General features: G+C 71.3%; 21 protein-coding genes and 2 pseudogenes. 8 read left to right on the top strand and 15 right to left on the bottom strand.

The genetic code is table 11. The features are described 5' to 3' along the window. Positions 1–6 precede the first annotated feature (6 nt). Positions 7–480, top strand: coding sequence for a hypothetical protein (locus tag HNR57_RS26435; protein WP_184563555.1), 474 nt, complete (start codon positions 7–9; stop codon positions 478–480). A gap of 75 nt (positions 481–555) precedes the next feature. Here HNR57_RS26435 and HNR57_RS26430 read toward each other — a convergent pair whose 3' ends face one another. From HNR57_RS26430 to HNR57_RS26405, 6 genes are all read right to left on the bottom strand, one after another. After that, on the bottom strand, positions 556–969 hold the full coding sequence (locus HNR57_RS26430; protein ID WP_313674800.1) for a hypothetical protein: 414 nt from the start codon (positions 967–969) through the stop codon (positions 556–558). Positions 970–1,296: 327 nt separating this feature from the next. Then, positions 1,297–1,800: a S26 family signal peptidase gene (locus HNR57_RS26425; RefSeq protein WP_184563553.1), complete on the bottom strand. Its 504-nt coding sequence runs from the start codon at positions 1,798–1,800 to the stop codon at positions 1,297–1,299. An 8-nt stretch (positions 1,801–1,808) separates the two neighbouring features. Continuing rightward, on the bottom strand, positions 1,809–3,662 hold the full coding sequence (locus HNR57_RS26420; RefSeq protein ID WP_184563551.1) for an ABC transporter ATP-binding protein: 1,854 nt from the start codon (positions 3,660–3,662) through the stop codon (positions 1,809–1,811). After that, positions 3,659–4,198 carry a TlpA family protein disulfide reductase gene (locus HNR57_RS26415; protein ID WP_184563549.1) on the bottom strand — a complete coding sequence of 180 codons (540 nt, stop codon included), beginning with the start codon at positions 4,196–4,198 and terminating at the stop codon, positions 3,659–3,661. The genes HNR57_RS26420 and HNR57_RS26415 overlap by 4 nt, the downstream gene beginning before the upstream one ends. Before the next feature lie 68 nt (positions 4,199–4,266). Further along, positions 4,267–4,806 (bottom strand): MauE/DoxX family redox-associated membrane protein, encoded by a 540-nt coding sequence (locus HNR57_RS26410; protein ID WP_184563547.1) that lies wholly within the window; start codon positions 4,804–4,806, stop codon positions 4,267–4,269. 106 nt (positions 4,807–4,912) lie between these two features. Beyond that, positions 4,913–5,134, bottom strand: a complete 222-nt coding sequence (locus tag HNR57_RS26405; protein WP_184563545.1) for a hypothetical protein — start codon at positions 5,132–5,134, stop codon at positions 4,913–4,915. A 171-nt stretch (positions 5,135–5,305) separates the two neighbouring features. Between HNR57_RS26405 and HNR57_RS26400 the strand changes: the two genes are divergently transcribed. Then, entirely contained in the window at positions 5,306–6,280 is a 975-nt protein-coding gene (locus HNR57_RS26400; RefSeq protein WP_184563543.1) for a helix-turn-helix domain-containing protein, read from the top strand. A gap of 232 nt (positions 6,281–6,512) precedes the next feature. Then, positions 6,513–6,635, top strand: a pseudogene (locus HNR57_RS26395) (hydrolase); the annotation flags it as partial. Positions 6,636–6,750: 115 nt separating this feature from the next. Here the strand turns inward: HNR57_RS26395 and HNR57_RS26390 are convergent. Then, positions 6,751–7,746: a helix-turn-helix domain-containing protein gene (locus HNR57_RS26390; RefSeq protein WP_184563541.1), complete on the bottom strand. Its 996-nt coding sequence runs from the start codon at positions 7,744–7,746 to the stop codon at positions 6,751–6,753. Between HNR57_RS26390 and HNR57_RS26385 the strand changes: the two genes are divergently transcribed. The 3 genes from HNR57_RS26385 (at position 7,745) to HNR57_RS26375 (ending at position 10,680) form a co-directional block, all read left to right on the top strand. After that, positions 7,745–8,185 (top strand): putative quinol monooxygenase, encoded by a 441-nt coding sequence (locus HNR57_RS26385; protein WP_246554942.1) that lies wholly within the window; start codon positions 7,745–7,747, stop codon positions 8,183–8,185. The genes HNR57_RS26390 and HNR57_RS26385 overlap by 2 nt on opposite strands. A gap of 187 nt (positions 8,186–8,372) precedes the next feature. Further along, positions 8,373–8,945 carry a hypothetical protein gene (locus tag HNR57_RS26380; RefSeq protein WP_184563539.1) on the top strand — a complete coding sequence of 191 codons (573 nt, stop codon included), beginning with the start codon at positions 8,373–8,375 and terminating at the stop codon, positions 8,943–8,945. A gap of 904 nt (positions 8,946–9,849) precedes the next feature. After that, positions 9,850–10,680, top strand: coding sequence for a phosphatidate cytidylyltransferase (locus HNR57_RS26375; RefSeq protein WP_313674795.1), 831 nt, complete (start codon positions 9,850–9,852; stop codon positions 10,678–10,680). 48 nt (positions 10,681–10,728) lie between these two features. Here the strand turns inward: HNR57_RS26375 and HNR57_RS26370 are convergent, their stop codons facing one another. The 3 genes from HNR57_RS26370 to HNR57_RS26360 all read right to left on the bottom strand — a co-directional run bounded on the left by HNR57_RS26370 (position 10,729) and on the right by HNR57_RS26360 (position 12,351). After that, complete coding sequence (locus HNR57_RS26370; protein ID WP_184563537.1) at positions 10,729–11,043, bottom strand: DUF6980 family protein; 315 nt, start codon at positions 11,041–11,043, stop codon at positions 10,729–10,731. Between the two features lie 52 nt (positions 11,044–11,095). Continuing rightward, positions 11,096–11,377: a hypothetical protein gene (locus HNR57_RS26365; RefSeq protein WP_184563535.1), complete on the bottom strand. Its 282-nt coding sequence runs from the start codon at positions 11,375–11,377 to the stop codon at positions 11,096–11,098. 62 nt (positions 11,378–11,439) lie between these two features. Further along, the gene (locus tag HNR57_RS26360) at positions 11,440–12,351 is read right to left on the bottom strand and encodes a helix-turn-helix domain-containing protein (RefSeq protein WP_184563533.1); all 912 of its coding nucleotides are present in this window, start codon (positions 12,349–12,351) and stop codon (positions 11,440–11,442) included. 108 nt (positions 12,352–12,459) lie between these two features. On the opposite strand from HNR57_RS26360, the gene HNR57_RS26355 reads away from it, so the two are divergent. Continuing rightward, the gene (locus tag HNR57_RS26355) at positions 12,460–12,813 is read left to right on the top strand and encodes a hypothetical protein (protein WP_184563531.1); all 354 of its coding nucleotides are present in this window, start codon (positions 12,460–12,462) and stop codon (positions 12,811–12,813) included. Between the two features lie 40 nt (positions 12,814–12,853). Here the strand turns inward: HNR57_RS26355 and HNR57_RS26350 are convergent, their stop codons facing one another. Beyond that, positions 12,854–13,015 (bottom strand): hypothetical protein, encoded by a 162-nt coding sequence (locus tag HNR57_RS26350; protein WP_184563529.1) that lies wholly within the window; start codon positions 13,013–13,015, stop codon positions 12,854–12,856. A gap of 122 nt (positions 13,016–13,137) precedes the next feature. After that, positions 13,138–15,414 carry a catalase gene (locus HNR57_RS26345; protein WP_184563528.1) on the bottom strand — a complete coding sequence of 759 codons (2,277 nt, stop codon included), beginning with the start codon at positions 15,412–15,414 and terminating at the stop codon, positions 13,138–13,140. A gap of 167 nt (positions 15,415–15,581) precedes the next feature. Here HNR57_RS26345 and HNR57_RS26340 point away from each other — a divergent pair. Beyond that, positions 15,582–15,874, top strand: a pseudogene (locus HNR57_RS26340) (barstar family protein); the annotation flags it as partial. A 30-nt stretch (positions 15,875–15,904) separates the two neighbouring features. Here HNR57_RS26340 and HNR57_RS26335 read toward each other — a convergent pair. The 3 genes from HNR57_RS26335 to HNR57_RS26325 all read right to left on the bottom strand — a co-directional run bounded on the left by HNR57_RS26335 (position 15,905) and on the right by HNR57_RS26325 (position 20,360). Next, the gene (locus tag HNR57_RS26335; protein ID WP_184563526.1) at positions 15,905–18,466 is read right to left on the bottom strand and encodes a tetratricopeptide repeat protein; all 2,562 of its coding nucleotides are present in this window, start codon (positions 18,464–18,466) and stop codon (positions 15,905–15,907) included. A gap of 206 nt (positions 18,467–18,672) precedes the next feature. Then, the gene (locus HNR57_RS26330; protein ID WP_184563524.1) at positions 18,673–19,179 is read right to left on the bottom strand and encodes a hypothetical protein; all 507 of its coding nucleotides are present in this window, start codon (positions 19,177–19,179) and stop codon (positions 18,673–18,675) included. 236 nt (positions 19,180–19,415) lie between these two features. Then, positions 19,416–20,360 carry a helix-turn-helix domain-containing protein gene (locus HNR57_RS26325; protein ID WP_184563742.1) on the bottom strand — a complete coding sequence of 315 codons (945 nt, stop codon included), beginning with the start codon at positions 20,358–20,360 and terminating at the stop codon, positions 19,416–19,418. Position 20,361: the final 1 nt, after the last annotated feature.

Genomic DNA, 20,361 nt, shown 5'->3' with positions numbered 1-20,361 from the left:
CACCCGGTGACCTACGACATCTTGCTCGTGCGGGTGCAGCCGGGCCTGACGCTTCAGGAAACGCTTGACCACCTCAACGCCGGCTTTGACGCCGATGCCGACCTGCCGCCGCTCCGACTGACCGGCGTGCAACGGAACGAGTGGACCCGGATCTTGGGCCGGGTCTCGCGGGACATCGGTGCAGTCGAGTCCGAGGAGTACCCGTATGGCCTCACCCTTGAGACGCTCGGTCCGCCTGGACGCGTGCAGCTCGACTACTGCGGGGACACAGCCCACATCGAGGTCGCCTATCGCTACTCGGGTCCCGCCGCGTTGGAGGTGATGGAACTGGCTTATCGCATCGCTCGCATCGTCGAGGACGAAAGCGGCTTGACCGGCCACGACTTCGAGGTGGGCCAGCCCACCCGAACCGGTGACCCTGTCAAAGCCGCCGTCCGGCTGAGCGGTGTCTCTGATTGGGCACACCAACACTTGGGCTAGCGGATATAGAAACCCTTCAGAGGATCAAGGCGGATGTTGGGCTGAGTGTGGTCCGTAGCCGGTGGCGCGGATGAATCACTGCCATCGGGGCGTGGGCGTACCGGCCGGGTCCAGGCCGTACGGCCACAGCATTCTGAACGTCCCCCTAGGAAGGTTCAGGGTGCGGGGGCGGTCGGTGTGAAGGCGCTCCAGGAGCGCCGGGCCTCCGGCGAGGTCCTGGGTCAGCCGTCCGTCGGTTCGGGCGCGGGTGAGGGCGTCGGCCAGAAGACGGTCACCGTCCTCGGCCAGGGCGGTTGCGGTGGCCAGGGCGCGGGTGTCGAAGGCGTCGGGGACGGTGACGGTGCGTCCGGCGAGCAGTTCCCGGACCCGGCTGTGCGGATCCGGCCCCCCGGCCGGCGGCAGGACGGTGTACTGCTTGAAGTAGTCGGGCCAGAGCGTGCCCAGTACCAGGGCCGGTCCGCGGTGGGGGCTGGTCAGCAGGTGGTGCACGGCCGCCGCGATCCGCTCTGGGTGGTGATGTGTTCGCCGGTGTTCATCTTCCTCCCGGCGAACCCCGGCGCACACCGGTTCCGCGACCTTCGTCCACGTCAGCACCCAACCCCTGAGGGGACCCTGCCGTGAACGTCGCCGTCCTGCCGCTCGCCATCGCACTCGTGACCGTCATTGCCGTACTGGCCGCCCTCGGCCCGGGGAAGCTCGCCCGCATGGACGGCGCCTCCTACCCCACCGCCCTCACCCGGGCCGCCGTCGCCTTTGCCGCGGTCATCACCCTCGCCTCGGCGGCGGCAGGCGCTTTCCCCGCCCTCCTCGACAGTGTCAGGCCCGCGGAGGTCCCGGTTGCCGGGCCGGGCGGTGGTGAAGCACGGGGCCAAGCACCCGTGCGACCGGAAAGTAGCCCACGGTCCGGGAGTCGATGCTGAAGTCCGCGTTGTCGCCGAGCAGGACGAGGCTGTCCGGTGGCACCCGGAGCTGCGTGCCACGGGCCCAGGTGGGCAGTACGTCTGCCGGTACGGGGTCCCCCGGTGCCGCGGCCACGCGTTTGATCATCCACTGCCGGGTCCGGAACGTCGTGCCCCCGGACCCGGGCGGGAGCGGGGGGCTGGCCCACCGCATCACTCCGTCCGGGCGTTCGACCACGACGACCTGACCGGCCGTCAGCGCCTTGCGGCGGCGGAGCACGAGGACACGGTCGCCGTCCCGGTAGGCGGGCTCCATGCTCGCCCCACGGACCGTGACCGCGACCAGTCTGCCGCCGAGCAGCGCGGCGATCGCCGGGCGCAGTCCGGCGGCGGAACGGCCACGGGAGGGCGTTTCGGCCATGTCCGCTCTCACCGCCTCGCCGGGAGCGTCGCCGGTTCGCCCACCGCTCCGGGAGCGGCCTCGGCCTCGTAGCCGGACGCCTGGAGCCGGAACAGCCGGGCGTACGCGCCGCCGGCGGCCATGAGGTGTGCGTGGTCACCCTGCTCCGCGATCCGGCCGTCGGCCAGCACGACGATGAGGTCGGCGTCGCGTACGGCGCTGAGCCGGTGCGAGATGAGCAGGCTGGTCCGTCCCGCGCGATGTCGCCGCAGCGAGGTGTGGATCTCGTGTTCCGCCTCGGCGTCGAGCCCGGCGGACGGTTCGTCGAGGATCATCAGGTCGCGTCCGTCCCTGAGGAAGGCCCGTGCGAGGGCGATCCGCTGCCACTGTCCGCCGGAGAGCACCACCCCGGTCTGCGGGTCGTCCTTGTCGGACTGCGAGAAGAACAGCCGTGTCAGCAGGGTGTTGTAGCCCCGTGGCAGTGTGGCGATCCGGTCGTCGACACCGGCGCGGCGGGCCGCCGCCCGGATCCGCTCCGGGGACCCGAGTGCGTCCAGGTCGCCCATCGCGACGTTCTCGGCAGCCGTCATGTCGTACTCCATGTAGTCCTGGAAGACCGCGCCGATCCGGTGCCGCAGCTCCGCGACGTCCAGGTCACGCAGGTCGGCACCGTCCCACAGGATCGTCCCGCGCGTCGGGTCGTACAGTCGGCACAGCAGCTTGACCAGGGTGGACTTGCCGGCGCCGTTGAGCCCCACCAGGGCCGTCGCCTTGCCGTGGGGGATGTGCAGGTCGACGCCGCGCAGCACCCAGGGGTGGTCGTCGGAGTAGCGGAACCACACGTCGCGCAGGGTGATGCCGGCGTTCAGCGGGCCGGCGGGGCGGGCGTCGGCGGCCTCGGGCAGGTCGGGACCCGCCGAGGTGACGGCGAGGTAGTGGTCGAACAGCAGCAGCGCCTGGTGGGCCCGGGCCGTCTCGGCGGCGACCGTCGTCAGGGCGCTCTGCACACCGGCCACCGCGGCGACGAACACCGTGATGCCGCCGACCGACAGGGCCCCCGACCGGGCCGCGTGGACCGCCCACAGCAGGCCCGCGCCGGAGACCAGCGCGGACAGCAGCGCCAGCCCGGTCTGGACAGTGACGGCCCGTCGGTCCACCGCCCGCCTCGCCTCGTTCGCGATGCCCCGCTCGTGGAGCATCCGCCGCCGCAGGAATCCACCGGTGCCGAACAGCCGTATCTCCTTGGCGGCGGTGGCGTCGGCCATCAGGTCGCCGTAGACGAACTCCCTGCGCTCGGCCGGGCCGACCTCCCACAGCACGCGCGCCCGGCGTCGGGACAGGGAGAGCTGGGCGAGCAGGACCGGGATGCCGGAGAGCAGCACCAGCGCGGCCATGACCGGGCTCAGCAGCAGCAGGGAGCCGAGGAATCCGGTCATGGTGAGGCCTGCGCGGACGGCGCCGAGTGTGCCGTCCACGACGTGCTGGGGATTCATCCCGCCGGCGGGCTGGGCGAGCCGCAGCCGGTCGAGGAAGTGCGGGTCCTCGAAACGGCGCAGCCCGACGAAGCCGTCCACCGAGGCGAACAGCGTGTCCTGGGTGCGCAGGGCGACTCTGCGCTCCAGCTCCGACTGCAGGTACTGGTCCAGTTGCGGCAGGATCGAGGCGGCCACACCGGCCGCGGCCAGTCCTGTTCCGAGTCCGAGCAGTGCCTGAGCGCCGTCGCGGGCCACCAGGGCGTCGACCACCGATTTCATCAGCCAGGCGGTGGCCACCGGGAGGACGCTCATGGCCAGCGTGACCGTGAGATGGGCGGCGAAGCGGCCGGGAGAGGCGGAGGCCGTGAGTCGCCCGGCGAGGAGAATCCGGCGGCCCGGCCGGCTCATGCGACGGCGGGCAGCAGCTCGACCCGGTCCTGTTCGACCACCGGCCTGCCGTTGCGGTCCGGCGCGACCCGCACCACGCTGGGGAAGCCCATGACGCCGAACGCGGTGCCGAGCGGTTCCTCGTTGTTCTTCTCCACCACCACCCGGGCCACGGACCGCAGCGCGTCGACCATCTCCGTGTTGACGTCGAGATCACCGACGACGGCCGCCACGACCCGGTCGCGTCCACCGGGCACAGTCCGTGCGTACTCCACGAACTGCGGCAGCTTCTCCTTGCACGGCCGGCAGGTCGGCGAGAAGAACGCGACCAGTGTGTCGGTGCCCAGCGTCTCGCGGGTGAGCGGCTCGCCCTCCACGGTCGTCACCGCGAACTCTCCGATCTCCTCGCCGACTCCCTTGCAGGTCCGGCCGGCGTCCTGCACCCCCGCGATCAGCCGGGTGTGCTCGCGCAGACGCTTGACGACGCCGAGGGTGAGTACGAGGTCGAGGGCGCACAGGACTCCCACGAGCACCAGGGCGGCGATGACATAGGGCATGGTTCCTCCTTCAAACTCTGCGACTACAGGGGCAGCTCGGCGGGACGAGGTATCGAGGGATCGACAGGTCAACGGGTCTGCGCGGCGGCTGGCCGGAAGAGGTCGACGATGTCGTCCAGCCAGACGATCAGCGCACTGGTCAGGAGCCCGGCGGACACCGCCACCACGGCCCCCGAGGCGTGCACCGGCCCTCCCGCCCCGGCGGTGGTCACGCAGACGGCCGACGAGGCGGCCAGACAGCTGTTGCGCACCACGTGCCGGGCTCCGAGCGGGGCCGCGGAGGTGCCGAAACACCGGCACGGCGTCCGTACGCCCCGCCACAGCGAGGCCAGGACCACCGCGGTGAACGCGCACAGCAGGCCGGTTGCGATGACACCCCCGGATCGCGCGGCCGGGGGCGTGGGGACGAGCAGCAGCAGCCATACGACGGTTTCGGCGGCCACCACGGACGCCGCCGCGGCGGGCACCAGCGGCGCCGGCAGCACCCCCATGTCCCGGACCGACGTCACGAAGCGGCTGTAGGCAGTGCGTCCGGAGACTTTGCCGACCGACGAGACGAGGAAGATCACCACGAGCAGGCAGCGGGTTGCGAGGTGCAGGTACTGCACGCGTCCTCCGTATTCTCCGCGAGGGCGAGGGCGAGGGCGATGGCGAGGGCCTGAGGAGAGGACGCCACCCCCGGCTCCCCGGGGGCGGCGTCCTGCCGGATGTGGATCAGGGACAGGTGTTGCAGTTGCAGGTGTAGCGGCCCTGGCCGTAGCAGCAGGGCGCGTTGCAGTTGCACGGACCGCCGTGGTCGTTGTTGCACTGCCAGCAGGCCGACCAGCACTGCGCGGCGGAAGCGTCGACGCTGGGGACGAACAGGCCCAGGAGCCGGCTTCCCATGGATTCGAGCTGCTTGAGCATGGTCACCTCCTCGTAGGAGCGGACAGTCACGGACCTCGTGACGGCGAAGAGCCTGCTGAGGAGAGGGGGTTCACGACAATGGCCTCGGGCCGTCCCGGACAGTCCGGTTGCGTCCGGGCAGGTCAGTGGCTTGTCCGGATCGCTGTTCGAGGCCGGAACGGCTCCGTTGCCCGCCCACCCGGCCGTGGCGATGATGCTGGCATGGGTAACCAGGAGGAGTCGCTCCCGCACCGGGCCCAGGACGCCGGCGAGTTCATCGCTGCCATGCGGCACCTGAAGGAGCGGTCGGGCCTGACGTACCGACAGCTGGAGCGGCGGGCGGCCGAGCGCGGCGAGACGCTGGCGCGCAGCACCCTCGCCGATGTGCTCAGAGGCAGGACGCTGCCGCGCCCGGAGCTGCTGGCGGCCTTCGTGCGGGCGTGCGGGGACGACCATCGGCTGGAGGGATGGCTGGCGGCACGGGAGGAGGTCGCCGGTCGCGCGGCCGCGGAGGGGTCGGCAACCGTCCGCCGCACCTCACCGCACCGCTCGGCCGGGAGGAAACCCGCACTGATGGTGGCGGTGGCTGCGACGGTTGCATTGCTGCTGGCCGGTGGGGTCGGCGCATGGCAGCTGTACGCCCCCGGCGGCGGCGAACCGACCGGGAAGGCCGGCGCCTCCCGGACGGCCGGTCCACCTCACCTGTTGCAGTCCTCTGCCCCTTCGCCTCCTTCCGCCGGGTCGGGCCGGCTGAGCGGCTGGGTGCGCATCCGGCCGGTCACGGCCCCGCGGCTGTGCCTGACCGACGGACGGGTCCGCGACCGGCGCTACACCCCCTTGGTGGCCGTACAGCGGCCGTGTGACCAAGTCGCCCCGCAGGACACCCTGCTGGAACCGATGGGCGGCGACTCCTACCGCATCCAATGGCACCATCCCGACTACGGCATGGGGTGCCTGAAGGTCCTGTCCCGAGGGCCCGGCGCCGGGCTGCTGGAGCCCATGGACGACTGTGCCGAGGACAGCCGCTTCCACATCGAGCCGTCCGGACCCTACGTGAACGGCACGTACGTGTTGCGTGTGGACGGCCAGGGATGCGTGGGCATCCGTGGCTCCGGCCGATCCGAGGGGACCGAAGCGGTCATGGAGCGCTGCGTGGGCAAGGGCGGCCAGGTGTTCACCATCGAACCGGCCCGGTGATCCCCGCGTCGCGATCGCCACGGTGAGGTGCGGCGGACGGTCGTTTGCCGTGACTCCCGGGCCTGTAACCCAGGGCCTGTCGTTTGGATCAGGCCGCAGGAAATCGACGGTGCTGATCAGCGCCGGTGAGCGGGGCCTGGTGCGTACAGCTGCAAGGCGGAGGAGGGAGTCGACGCGATGGGGGCCCCTCCCGCGCGAGCGCAGCCGAGCGTGGGGGAGTCGGCGAGTGATACGGCAGATGACGGTCGCGGTGAATCTGCAGAGGTGGAACAGGCTTGACTCCTCCGGCAAGCCGCAGCCCCACCCCATCGACGACGCGCTTGCGACGCTGTACCGCATGGCGATGTACGGCTGACCTGGATCGTGGGGGGAACCGCCACGCGGCGTGATGGCGGCTACGCCCCGGCTCCGGTCTCGTCCACGGCCACGGTCCGCAGTGACCGGTGCGCCGCTCGTCGGACTGGGCTGGGTCAGGCGCGGCATCCTTGTGAATCCGGTCGGGAGTCCGTGTCCTGCTCGTGGCGGCCGAAGGAGCGTCGGTAGGCGGCGGGTGTGGTGTGCACGAGGGCGTGGAAGCGTCTGCGGAGGTTGGTGGCCGAGGACAGGCCGACCCGCTGCGCGACCGTCTCGATGGGGAGGTCGGTCTCCTCCAGCAGGGCCCGGGCCGCGGCGACGCGCTGCTGGAGCAGCCAGCGGCCCGGGCTGACGCCGAGCTGGTCGGCGAACCTGCGGGCGAGTGTTCGCGGCGAGATCCTGGCCTGCGCGGCGAAGGCGTCGAGGGTGAGGGGCTGGTGCAGCCGTTCGGTGGCCCAGTCGAGGACCGGGGCCAGCGACTCCACTTGCCGGTCGACGAGAGCGCCCGTGCTGTACTGCAGCTGCCCGCCCTCACGGTGCGGGGGCATCACCATGTGCCGGGCGACGTGTGCGGCGTAGGCGGCGCCGTGGTCGGTGCGGGCCAGATGGAGGCACAGGTCGATGCCGGCCGCCGTGCCGGCACTGGTGGCGACATCGCCCAAGTCGATGTACAGCGTGTCGGGTTCGACCTGCACATCGGGGAACTGGGTGGCGAGCTCGCCGGCGAGCCGCCAGTGGGTGGTCGCTCTGCGGTGCGACAGCAGCCCTGCCCGGGCGAGGAGGAAGGCGGCCGAGCAGATCGCGACGACCCGCGCGCCGCGGCCATGCGCTCGTCGCAGGGCGTCGACGACGGCCGGCGGGGCGGGCTGCGTACGGTCGTGCCAGCCGGGGACGAGCACGGTGTCCGCCGCGTCGAGTGCGGTGAGGTCCGCACCGACGAGCATGTCGTACCCCGCCAGGGTCGGCACGGCACCCGCATGCTCGGCGCACACCGTGAACTCATAGCCCTGAGGCAGGCCGGGGCGGCGCAGGCCGAAGACCTCGGCGGCGGACGCCAGCTCGAACGTGGACTGTCCCGGCAGGACCAGCGCGGTCACTCGGTGAACGCTCATGGCAGGAAAGTACCTGTCCATGTCGATCCAGTCACTGGGCGGGGCGCAGGTCCGAGGCGAGGATCTGACCATGACGACGCAATCGCCAAGTGACGTCCACACACAGCACGTTGAAGGGGTCCGCTCCGACAGCGGGCTGGCCCTGATCACCAGGGTGAGCGAGGCTCGCGTACGCCCTGAACGCTTCGAGGCGTTCCGTGACTTCGTCGTCTCGGCGGTGCGCGCCTTCCCTGACCGCCACCCCGGTCTCGTTGCCCACGAAGTGCTGCTCGCGCCACCTGGAACACTGCTGTACGTCAGTCGCTGGCGCAGCGAGGCGGATCTCGCCGAATACGCCGGCGAGCGCTGGCGCGAACAGCCGGTGGTCCTGGCGGGGGAAGGCGAGTACCTCGTCGCACCGCTACAGGTGCGGCACTTCACCCTCGCGCCACTGCGCTGACGTCCCTCGCGACGGCGACGACGGCAAGAGACGCCTGAGGTTCCCTCACCTCGTCGTGACAAAGCCCACCGCACCCCATCCATGATCAGAGTGGAGGAAAACACCCCGCTCGGTGATGTGTGCACACCGGCCAGGCATTAGGTTTACGGCTTCTCCATCGCTCTCTGACCAACTGACCAAGGTTCGAATGCACACCATGCACAAGGCGCTGCACCACGGTGGCACGATGAAGACCCGCCACGGCGGGCGCATGGGCCTCGCACTGGCCGGCGTCCTCGCGGGCGGGCTTCTGGCGGGCTGCTCGTCGGACGGCGGGACCTTGACGTACCAGACGGACTACAGCAATCACCAGCCGCTGCGGGTCGTCGGCTACCCCTCCACGGGGAGTCTTGAAACGGTGCAGAAGGCCGTGTGGCGGCTCGCCGACGGTGACGCCGACGGGCTGGCCGCGCTCGCCGTCGACGACGCGCACGCCGATGCCACGGCCCGCACCTGGGTCAAGGCCTTCGGCGCCGCCGCCGAGGGAGACGTGACGGCGGACTTCTACGACGAGGGCTCCGTGCGGCAGGTCGTGGTCCTGTACTTCGCCAAGACCGGCCAGACCAAGGAGATCGAGGCCCGCATCGGCGAGGACGGCACCTGGGGACTCACCCTCGCCGAGCCCGACCCGGCCAAGGCGACGGCCAAACCCACCTGGGCCCCGCCGAAGCCGGGCGGCTCCGGATCCCGCACCACCTCCGGCACCCCGTCCGGGGGCTAGCGCCGCCTGTCCCAGAACGCATCCTGAGGACCGCACTCGAACAACCGGGGTGCGGTCCTCCTTGTCTCCGGGATCGCCTCGGCCGTGCGCCCCATGCGCTCCCCTCCGCCCCTTCACACCCCAGGGCATCAGGAACCGTAAGCCTGCGCACGCCTTCCTACAGGCATGTTCCTGAGGCGGCGGACACCGTTCGTCATCGTGCTCCGGGCGAACCTGCGGCGGCAGGCCGGCCCGCTGGCCGCGCTCGTGATGGCCGGCGTGCTCGTGGCCGTGGTCTGGGACGGGCTGTACGCCCGGGGCATGTGGAGGGACACCGGCTGGGTCTACATCGGTGAGATGTGCGGACTGGCGGCGCGGACCGTGGGAGTGGGTTTCGCGGTGCTGCTGGCCGGGTGGCAGGGCGGGGCGGAGGCGCGCGATGACGCCGATTGGGTCGCGACGACATCGGCCCGGGGTGGAGTGACCTACCCGTTGCTGGGTCTGGCTTCGGGAGTCGTGTGGCCGTTGGCCGGCTATGGGCTGGCCATGACCGTCATGGTGGCGTCGCCGTATCCGCAGGACCCGGTGGGCCGTGCGCCACTCGACATGATGGCGGTCGACGCGGTGATGCTCGCCGCCTTCTCCTGTGTGGCCCATCTGGTGGGGCGGGCGGTACCGCTGCGAGGTGTGTCCGTGCTCCTCGCGGCTGCCGCCGTGACGCTGTCCGTCTCTCCCTGGTGCGAACCGCTGTTGAGTCCTGTCACCGATCTCCGGTTCACCTACCGCGGGGACGCGGTTCCGGGCGGCGCCGAGCTGGGGGCGCCACCCGGTCCGGCTCTCTGGCTGCCCTGGTGCAGGGCCGCCCTGCTCGCCGCGGTGGCGGCGAGTGCCGTCCTGTTGTGCGCCCGCCGGTGGAAGACATCGGGTGGGTGCCCTGATCGCCGTGCTGAGCGCGGTCCTCCCGCTCCTGGCCCTCACGCCGCAAGCCCATGCCCCGGGATCGGTGCTCAACACGAGAGAACTGCGGTGCAGGGGACACGATCCCGCTGTCTGTATCTCGTCCGCGTACGAGGCGCGACGACCTCAGCTCGAACGCGTCGCCGTACTGCTGTCCCGGCGAATGGAGGGTGCCGGCCCCACCCACTACCTCCTGACCGAGGACAGCCGGCACACGTGCCAGGACGGCGACGGTCGGGGGGTGCTGGCCGCGGCCGTGACAGGGCTGGTCGTCGCCGCCGCGTTCTCGCCGGATCACGTCTGGCGGGTGGGTGCCGTCGGGGCCGTGGCACTGGCCGCCGTACCGCTGGTGGCCGGCGATGCCGAGGGCGGTCTGCGACGGCTCGGCACCGGTCTGCTCGGCCTGGTCTGGCTGGGTGGGCTGGCCGTGCTGGCACCGCTGGGGACGCTCGGTCTGGCGCTTTTCGCCGCGGTGTCGATCGCCGACGTGGTGGCGTACTTCGCCGGACAACGGCTGGGCGGGCCCCGGTTGTCGCCGCTGTCCCCGGCCAAGCGGTGGAGCGGAACGCTGTGCGGCGCGGCGGCGGGCCTCGCCGTACTCGCGCTGCTCTCCGCGTGGAGCTGGCCGGCGGCGGCCGCTGTGGCCGTGGGCGGACCGGCAGGCGACCTGGTGGAGTCCCTCGTCAAGCGGGGCGCGGGGGTCAAGGACTCGGGCCGGTGGCTGGCGGGGGCCGGAGGGCTGCTGGACCGCATCGACTCGCTCGTGGGGGCGTTGGTGGTACTCATCGTGCTCGGGTGAGCGGGCCGGCGGCCAAGGTGAACTGCCGTGAGGGGTCCTGCTGATGCGTCAGTCCTGGCGCGCGGAGGAGAGCCAGCGGTCGTCCTGGAACTCGGCAGGGACCTCGTCCTCGAACGGATCGATCCCCCGCCGCTCCAGCTCGTCGAACCACCGGTCCCGCTGCGACTCGGGAAGGCGCTGTCCGCACCAGGGACAGAACTCGATCGTGACGCTCGATCGGCCGCCGTCATGAATGATCAGCCCGTACTCCTGGAACGCGAGGCTGAAGTCGACCAGTGCGTCCGGGCATGCGTAGGCGTCGTCATGCTGGTCGCAGCGCGCGTTCGCGCGGCTGGTCATCGCCGCGCAGCAGTGATCGGTCATGGCTTCGGTGGTTTCCTCTTGTCGGACGCGAGCGCTGGCCCGCGGCAGGCAGTCAATCGAGCCAGTGCTTCCAGCGGGCACGGGGCGGGTCGCAGCGGCCTGATGCGACGGCTTCCCGGTAGGCCAGATCGGCGAGCTCCTCGGCGGACCAGACCCGCCCGTTGGCGTCGGGGAGCGTGCGCCCGCTGCCATCGGTGAGCCTGGCGACGCCGCCGACGCAGTCGGGCGCCACCGTCCGGGTCGCGTACCAGCCCAGGATGAGCAAGGCCAGCGCTACGCCTGCGCAGGCGATGACGAGCAACCGCCTCGGATTGCCGGCTCTTGACGGGATCACCGGCGCATCTTACTGAGGGTCCGGTCATCGCCGCCGTCCCGGCCATCCCGCGCGGCGGCCGGTCAGGCCTGCTCCGCGGCACGAAGGGCCCGCGCGAGCCACTCCAGCTCCTCGGTCGCGTCGGGCGACGAAACCTGCCCGCGCACACGGGCGACGAGCCTGCGGTAGTGCTCCGCCCCTGCCTCGATGCCGGCCTCCAGGCCGCGCAGCACGGCGGCCCTGTCGGCGTCGCCGAACAGCTCGGACAGCACCTCGGCCGCCTCCGGCTCGTCGGGACCGACCCCGCGGTCCCTGGCCTCCGCCACGGTCTGCACGACCTGCCTGGCCCACCAGATCGACGCCCCGGGGGGAGGGCCCTGCCCCGGCGTGGGGGTGTTGAGCTCCATCCACACGCGCAAGCGGGCGCGGAATCCGGGGTCCCGTACCAGTTCCGCCAGTTCGATCCAGGCGTCGACCTGTTCCGGTGTGGGATCGTCCGGCAATTCGATGCTGAAGCCGCGCAGACGGTCGCGCAGGTCCGGCTCGACGTCGAGACCGCCGAACACTTCCTCCTTGAACTCGTCGATGATCTGCTCGCGTTCGGCGGCGGAAAGCCGCGCCAACCGGTTCATCAGTGCTGTCTCCTCAGCGGTCGAATCCCGTTTCGCCACGGTGGACAGAACGGCCCGGCTCACCTTGAGCGAGCGGATCTGCGCGTCGAGCGCGGCCACATGCGCCTCGGCGACCTCGGCGACCGTGGTCCGGCCGCTCAGCACCCTGCACACGTCGTCGAGGCCGAGACCCAGCTCCCGCAGGGTGCGGACCAGCTCGACGCGGCCCACTGATGCGGCGTCGTAGAGCCGGTAGCCGCTCGCTGAGCGGGTCACCGGCGGCACCGCCCCCTCGTCCGACCAGAAGCGCAAGGTCCGCACCGGAAGCCCGGTACGGTCGGAGAGCTGGCCGATGGTGAGCACGTCGGGCTGTTCGTCGTCCATGGGAGAGATCCTGGACCTTCCAGCCGCTGGAGACTCAAGCGCCGCGTGCGACCTACCGCCAGGCGCACGGACGCATCACGATCACCACGAGTGGTGAAGACTGGTGAGATGCATCGCGACCTCGCCGGACTCCTGTTCGTAGCGCTCGGCCTCGTGCTCGTAGCCGCCGGTTTCGTCTGGCGGGGGCGTGTCCTGCGCCCCCTTTCGGCCGAACGGGCCCGGGCGGCCGACCATCGGGACCGTTCGAGGAACCTGCTGCGTTCGGCGGACATGGCGATCGCCGAAGCGCGCCGCCGGGCCGCACGCGGAGAACCGGTCATCGTGAGGGTCGAGGACGTGGTCAGGGTGGCGAGCGGCCACTACGGGCTCATCGTGGGGCGTGACGAGGCAGCTGCCGCCCTACGCCACCGCTATGAGGACGCCGGCTGCCGTGTGGACTGCGTGACCGACGCTTTCGACTGACAGCCTGCCCACGGACGAGGGTGCCGCGCAGGCCGAAGCGCTACGCCGTGCCCAGCACGTGCCCCTGGGCATGGGCAAGCCGGGCCAGGGCCGCGGACCGTTCGACGGGATCGTCCGCCATCAGCCCGAACCCCCAGCCCAGCCGCGCGTCCCACGCACGGGCCTCGTCACCGCCCGCACCCGCACCCGCTTCCTTTGTCACGCAATGCCCCAGCCGCTACGCCGACGGGCATCGGCCCTGCCTTCATTGGGTGCGCAGACTGCTCCGGCGTCCGGGACGGGAGCCACCACCCCGGACGCCGCGTCCCGGCCGCTCGGCACACATCAGGCGGGCGTGACGAACCGCTCCCACACGCGGTGCGCGGCCATCAGCTCCTGGAGCTGTTCGAGCACGGAGGTGCCGTCCCGGCCGACCACCACGCCCGGCGCGTCGGCCGCAATCCCGAGCGCCTCCAGTGCCGCGTCGCCGCCCGCCCAGGCGCCGATCGCCTTGCCGTGGCGGAACGCCTCCGACAGCAGCAGGCTCACCCGCGGATCGAGGGCCCCCTGCGGGCCGGTGGGCAGGGCTTTGGCGTCGCGCGAACCGTAGGCGTCGCCGCCCGCCGCGGGTGCTCCGGCCACCAGCAGGGCGTCGAACTCGATGGACCGCGCGGTCGCGAACGTCCGCTGCACGGTCACCGCGTCCTCCCCCGCGCCCAGCTTGCCGCCGGTCGGGGCGATGACCAGCGGCACCATGCCCGCGCCGAGCACCGCCTCGCGCACCGCACGCACGCCGTCCAGGTCCCCGTCCGGGCCGGTGACGATGCCGATGAGGCGGCCGTCGGTGGGCCAGGTCTGCCCGACCTGGGAGAGCGCCGGACTCGGTTCGACATCGGCCGGCGCCACGGTCGGTTCTGGCGCCGGCAAGCCGAGGCCTTCGGCCACGCGAGCGCACAGTTCGACGTCGATGTTGGCCAGCACCTGCAGCGCCCGCTCCTTGACGGCCTGCTCGTAGCACTTGCCCAGCTCGAAGGTGTAAGCGCCGATGATGTGTTCCCGCTCCACCGCGCTCATGCTCAGCCAGAAGCGGCGCGGCTGGCTGAAGTGGTCGGAGAACGACTCGGGCGCCTCCCGGACCTTCGTCGCTTCCGGCACCCGCACCGGCGTCTCGATGTACGCCCCGGTGTCCGCCCCGGCCAGGAACGGGCAGCCGCCGTCGAGGGAGTTGGGCCGGTACGGTGCCACGCCCCGGTGCACGGCGTCCTGGTGGAAGCCGTCCCGCTGCATGTCGTTGACCGGGGAGTGCGGGCGGTTGATGGGGATCTGCGAGAAGTTCGGGCCCGCCAGTCGCGTGATCTGGGTGTCCAGATAGGAGAACAGCCGTCCGGCGAGCAGCGGGTCGTCGGTGATGTCGATGCCGGGCACCAGGTGACCGACGTGGAAGGCGACCTGCTCGGTCTCGGCGAAGTAGTTCGACGGGTTGCGGTTGAGCGTCAGCAGCCCGATCGGCTGTACGGGGGCGAGCTCCTCGGGGACGATGTTGGTCGCGTCGAGCAGGTCGATGCCCTCGAAGGTCTGCTCCGGGGTGTCCGGGAAGGTCTGGATGCCCAGCTCCCACTCCGGGCAGGCGCCCGCCTCGATGGCGTCCGCGAGGTCGCGGCGGTGGAAGTCGGGGTCCACGCCACCCGCGATCTGCGCCTCCTCCCACACCAGGGAGTGCACACCGAGCTTGGGCTTCCAGTGGAACTTCACCAGTGTCGTGGAACCGTCGGCGGCCACCAGACGGAAGGTGTGGACGCCGAAGCCCTCCATCATCCGGTACGAGCGCGGGATGCCCCGGTCGGACATGTTCCACAGGGTGTGGTGGGTGGCCTCGGTGTGCAGGGTGACGAAGTCCCAGAAGGTGTCGTGCGCGCTCTGGGCCTGGGGGATCTCCCGGTCCGGGTGCGGCTTGCCGGCGTGGATGATGTCCGGGAACTTGATGGCGTCCTGGATGAAGAAGACCGGCATGTTGTTGCCGACGAGGTCGAAGACGCCCTCTTCGGTGTAGAACTTCGTCGCGAAACCGCGCGTGTCCCGGACCGTGTCGGCGGAGCCCCTGGACCCCAGCACCGTCGAGAAGCGCACGAACACAGGGGTCTCCGCGCCCGCTGCCAGGAACGCCGCCTTCGACACGGCGGCCGCGGTGCCGTAGCTCTTGAAGACACCGTGCGCCGCCGCGCCGCGGGCGTGCACGACGCGCTCCGGGATGCGCTCGTGGTCGAAGTGCATGACCTTCTCGCGCAGGTGATGGTCCTGCAGCAGCACCGGCCCGCGCGCACCGGCCTTGAGGGAGTGATCGGTGTCGTACCGCCGGGTGCCCTGAGCGTCCGTGAGGTAAGCGCCCGACTGAGCCATGCGAGCCTGGGCCGCGCCGGTCGCCTGCCCTGTGGGCGACATCGTGTCGGGCCCGCTCTGGTCCGGCTTCGGCGGCAGCGGCTCACGCGGCTCCACCGGTTCCGCGACACCGGCGGAATCCGGGGCCGGCTTGCCGGGGATCCCTTCCTCCGGTCCTGCGCCGGTGCCCTGGATGGCTTCAGTGACCTTGTCTGCCGCCCGCTTGATGGGATTGGGCTGGCTCATCGCTATCGTTCCTCTGCTTCAGCCGGCCATGGCCGGCGCGGCCACGTAGATCGGATGCTCTGAGTTCCGCCGCCGGGTACCCGGCTACGCCGGACGAATCCCTGGTCATGCCGCTCGGGCACGGCGGACCGCTGCCCGGCGGGGTGTGGGTCGGATACTCTGCCGCGATGGCCGAGAAGACGGAATCGGAGCCGGTGGTCGACCTGCGGGGCGGTCGATCGAGACGCTCGACGACTTCTGGGACGCCGTCACCGAGCACTGCGGACTGCCGGAGTGGTTCGGCCGGAACACGGACGCCTGGCGGGACACCATCCAGACACGAGGCATCTCCGAGGTCATCGACCGCTACGACATCCTGGTCGTGCACGTGGACGAGCGGGGAGTCTTCGCCGCACGGAACAGTGAGGCACGGGCACTGCGCAGCTCCTTCGCGGGGCGGCAGTCGCGACTGGTCGTGCACGAGTTGTCCTGGTCACCGGAACCGTCGCGATCAATGCCCCCGGACTGCCGCCAGGTTGGCTGCGACCAGTCTGGTCCGCTGGTCGTCAGTGCCGAACACCCGTCTGCAATCGGTCACGAGGCGTTCGTACAACTCGATGGCCTCGCTCCTCTTGCCGGCCCGGGCATACGCGTTGGCCAGGTTGCTGAGGGCGCCCAGCGTGTCGGGGTCATCATCGCCCAGCGTCCGTTCCGCCGCCCTCCACGCCTCCTCGAACAGCACCAGCGCTCGTTGGTGGTTGTGGGCGGACGCGTGGGTCCTGGCGAGGGTGACGCGGACGCTGTTCGTCTTTGGATGGTCGGCGGCCAGGATGCGTATCCGGTCGGTCAGTGCTTGCTCGTAGAGGGGGACGGCCCGGGCCGTGTTGCCCGCCACCATGTAGGCGCTGGCGAGGTTGTGGCGGGCCGTGGCCGTGTCGGGGTGGTCCTTGCCGAGCACCCGTTCGGTCTCGGCCAGGTGCTGCCGGTGCGTTCGGATCGACTGTGATGCGTTGCCCGCCCTGGTGTGGGCTTCCGCGAGCTTGCTGCGGGCAGTGAGAGTGTCAGGATGATCAGCTCCCAGACACTCCAGGCAGTCGTCCAGCACCTGCTGGAGCAGCGGGAGCGCTTTGGACGTGTCGCCCGCCACGGAGAGGGCCAGACCGAGGCTGCTCCTCGACAGGAGCGTGTCGGGATGTCTGGCGCCGAGGCTCTTCTCCCGTGCCCGCAGGCTGCGTTCGTACAGGCCGATGGCGCGTGGCAGTTCCCCTTTTCCCATGCAGGCACGGGCAAGACTGCTGAGCGTGGTGAAGGTTCCCGGATGCTCCGGGCCCAACACCCGCTCCAGGTCCGTCAGGAGGCGCTCGTACAGGTCGATAGCCTTGTCGGGATCCGTCGAGGCGTGCGCGCCGGCGAGGTTGGCGCGGGTGGCGAGGGTGTCCGGATGATCGGCGCCCAGGACGTCCTCGGACACGGTCAGCACTCGTTCGTACTGGCTGATCGCTTTGCCCAGGTCGCCCACCTGCCAGTAGGCACCCGCAAGGCTGTGCCGGGTGGTGAGTGCGTCAGGGTGGTCGGCTCGCAGGAGCGACTCCTGGGCCTCAAGGACGCCCTCGAGCATGGGGATGGCCCTGCTCAGGTCGCCCGCAGTCCCGTAGGCCTGAGCCAAACTGCGGTGGAGGACCAACGTCTGGGCGTGGCCGGGGCCCCAGACCTGCTCGTAGTCGTCCAGGAGGTCCTGGTAGAGCTGGATGGCCTTCGGCAGGTCGCCGAGGTCCTGGTGGGCGCGGGCGAGGTGGTGGCGGGCTGTGAGGGTGTTGGGATGCCCGGGCCCCAGCTCTCGGGTGAAACCTCGACCGGCGCGTTCGAAGTGCGGGGCGGCCAGGGGGTTGAGCAACTGGTGTTGGAGGAAGGCACCTGCGCGGCACAAGACGTAGGCGGTGAGAGCGGTGTCGGCGTCCGGGCTGGAGTGCTGGGCGAGGGCATCGATGTGCGGCATGAGCCTGCGCCAGGCAGAGGCATCGGCCGACGCGTCGACGGCGGCGGGCAGCGCGGCGTTCAGGCAGGTGACGGCGGCGTCGCGGGCGCGGACGATGTCGTGGGGCTGCCGGTGCGGATCGTCAGCGTCGGACGTCCGGGTGACGGCCTGGACAAGCCTGTGCACGTCCAGGGAGTCATCCGTGGCACTGATCATGCTGTAGGCGGCCAGGCGCCCCACGGCGTCGACGACGGCGGGCTCACTGCCGAGGGGGCCGATGAGCGCGCGTGGGATGGCGTTCGGGGCGTACCAGGCCAGGACGCGCAGGAGATGCCCGGCCAGTGGGGTGTCGGTGAGGCGGTCCAGCGTGATGGCCCAGATGCGGGCGATGGTGCGTTCGCTGTCGTACCCTTCCTTCGCCCTGCGGTACATGTAGGCAGGGTCTTCGGCGAGCAGACGCAGGTAGGCGCGTGGAGTGATACCGGTCTGGACGATGTAGGCGCCCGCCTGCTCGATGGCCAGCGGCAGGTGGCCGACTTCGGCACACAGTTCGGCGCCACCGTCCAGGACTGCCTCGGGGCGGGTTCCGTCACCGGTGAGGATTCGAGTGAGCAGGGTGTGCGCCTCGCCAGGGGCGAGGGTGTCCAGGTGGATGGGCACGCCGGTGTCGTGCCAGCCGGATGCGCGGCGGCTGGTGATGAGGATCCGGCCCTTGTCGGCGTGCGCCAGAAGGGGCTGCACGTCCCCGGGGTCGGTGACGTTGTCCAGGATGAGCAGCCATCCGTCGTGGCCGGCCAGCCACTGCAGGGCCCGCTCCTTGAGCTGGTCCTGGGGCAGTTGGGAGAGGGCGGGCTGGAGAGCGGCAGCCAGTGCCGCCAGCCCCGCGGCCAGGGCGCCCGAGGAGTCGGCGGTGATCCACCAGATGGGGTTGGCCACCTCGGTGCGGGTGGCGGCCCACTGAGCCGCCAGGGTGCTCTTGCCGACCCCGCCCAGGCCGTGCACGGCGTGCACCACAGCGGCCCCCGAACCGGTCAGGGCATCGTCCAGCAGAGCCAGTTCACGGGCCCGGCCGACGAACGAGGCGCGAAGTGCGGGCAAGCGCACCACTCCGGGCGGAGCGTCCACAGATCCCGGCGGGCGCAGCTCGTGCGGTGGCACATGCACGATGGTCGTGTGGTCCCCGGTGCTCGCCACTCCCAGGAACGGGCCTCCTTGTGTGTCGATAGCGATCGACCGTTCGCCCGAGGCGATCACGGACGATGGGGTGGGACCGTTCGGTTCGGCAGCGGGCCTTGGTGACTTCTTCATCGGCGGTCCCCTTCGGACGGGCGATCGCCCGTGGTGATGTCGCCGACGACGGCACCGCCGACAGCGACCGACCGTTCACCTGAGGCCGTCACCGACCCCGACGGCGCTGTCCCCGCCTGGCGCTGCGGGGAAGCGGTCGTCGTCCCTTGCGTCGTGTGGCCGGAAGGCGGGTTCGTGCCCGGTACGCCGCCGTCACCCGTGGAGATGTTCCCCTGCACGGTCGCTCCCACCGCGACCGCCCTCGTCCCGGTCGCCTGAACGCTGCGCGTCGGCCCGCCTGCGGTGCCGCCCCCACCGCCCGGGCGTGTGGCGAAGCCCTGCCCCCACAGCACGGACAGCGCGGCCACCGCCGCACCCAGCGCGGACGACACGCCCCACCGCGCCGCCGCGTCCGACACCAGAGCCGGCAGCAGCCACATCCCGCACGTCACCGTCGGCACGGTGAACGCCACCATCGCCACCGCCCCCGCCCCCGCCAGCAGCCATCGCGTCCCCCCAGTCAACAGATCCACTCCCCGCACAAGACGGTGTTCCGCACGGATCGTCCACCCGCTCGGACTCCGACGCGGCGCCTCTGCTCACGCCGGCCCTTCCACAACCGCCGCAAGAATGCCCTGGGCGCAGCGCCGCGGAATCGAGAAGGAGAAAACTCGGCACAAAGAGGCGCCAGGTCGGCTAAGAGCGCTGTACCGGCCGAAGTCGCAGCCTTCGGGTACGGCGTCGACGGCTGGGGCAGGACTTACGCCGCTCCGGCGTTGTCCAGTTGCAGTGCCGCGCGCAGCCAGTCGTCCGTGGAGCCCGGGGTCGGCTGGGGGTGGCCGCCCGGCGGAGTCAGGACGATGGCGGCGAGTTCCCAGTACTGGTTCAGGCGCGCCTCGGCCGACAGGCGGGCGGCCAGCAAGCGGCGGAACTCGTGGGTGTCGCGGCTGCGATAGGCGCTCGCGTACGCGGCGACGTAGGCGTCCAGGGCCTCACCTGGATGCGGGTCGTTCGCCTGGCGCAGGTGGGGGGCTGCGAGTTCGAAGGCTTCGGCGAGGCCCGCGTAGAGCAGCGCGGCGCCGCCGGCCCCTGCTGCTCGGTGCACGTCCGGTTGGGGCTGCCGGCCGTTCGGGCAGGGAGCCGTCGTCATCGCGTGCAGCCGGGCGAAGGCGAGCACCTGGGACGGATGCGGTTCGTCGGGCGGCTGGGGGACGGCCGCCTCCAGGAAGGCGGCCGTCGCGAGGCGGGGCATCCGCGCCGGCAGCCAAGCGCGCCAGAACCTGGCCAGGGGCGCGGTGCTCGGCGGGGTGCTCAACGCGCTGAGCAGCTTCAGCCGGCCGGCGCGCTGAGCCGGCGGGCAGTCCCGCACCAGCTGGAGTGCCGCTTCTCGCCAGCGCAGGGCCTTCAGCTCACTGCCGAGCCCGCGCAGGCGGCTGTCGAGGGCGTTCTCCAGCACACGCCCGGCCGCCTCTTCGTCCTCGAGGATGCGGCGTATCTCGGGCAGGGGCAGGTCAAGGGTGCGCAGGGAACGGATCAGCTGCAGTCGTTCCAGTGCCTGGGGGCCGTAGCGGCGGTGTCCGCCACTGCTGCGGGAGGCTTCGGGGAGCAGGCCTTGGTCGGAGTAGAAGCGGACGGTCTTCACCGTGGCACCGGCGCGCTCGGCGAGTTCCCCGATGCTCCACAACGGCTCGTGCGACGCGGACAGT

The organism is Streptomyces paradoxus, from assembly GCF_014202475.1.
GTDB classification, from domain to species: domain Bacteria; phylum Actinomycetota; class Actinomycetes; order Streptomycetales; family Streptomycetaceae; genus Streptomyces; species Streptomyces paradoxus.
This window is presented reverse-complemented; position numbering and strand designations above follow the sequence as displayed.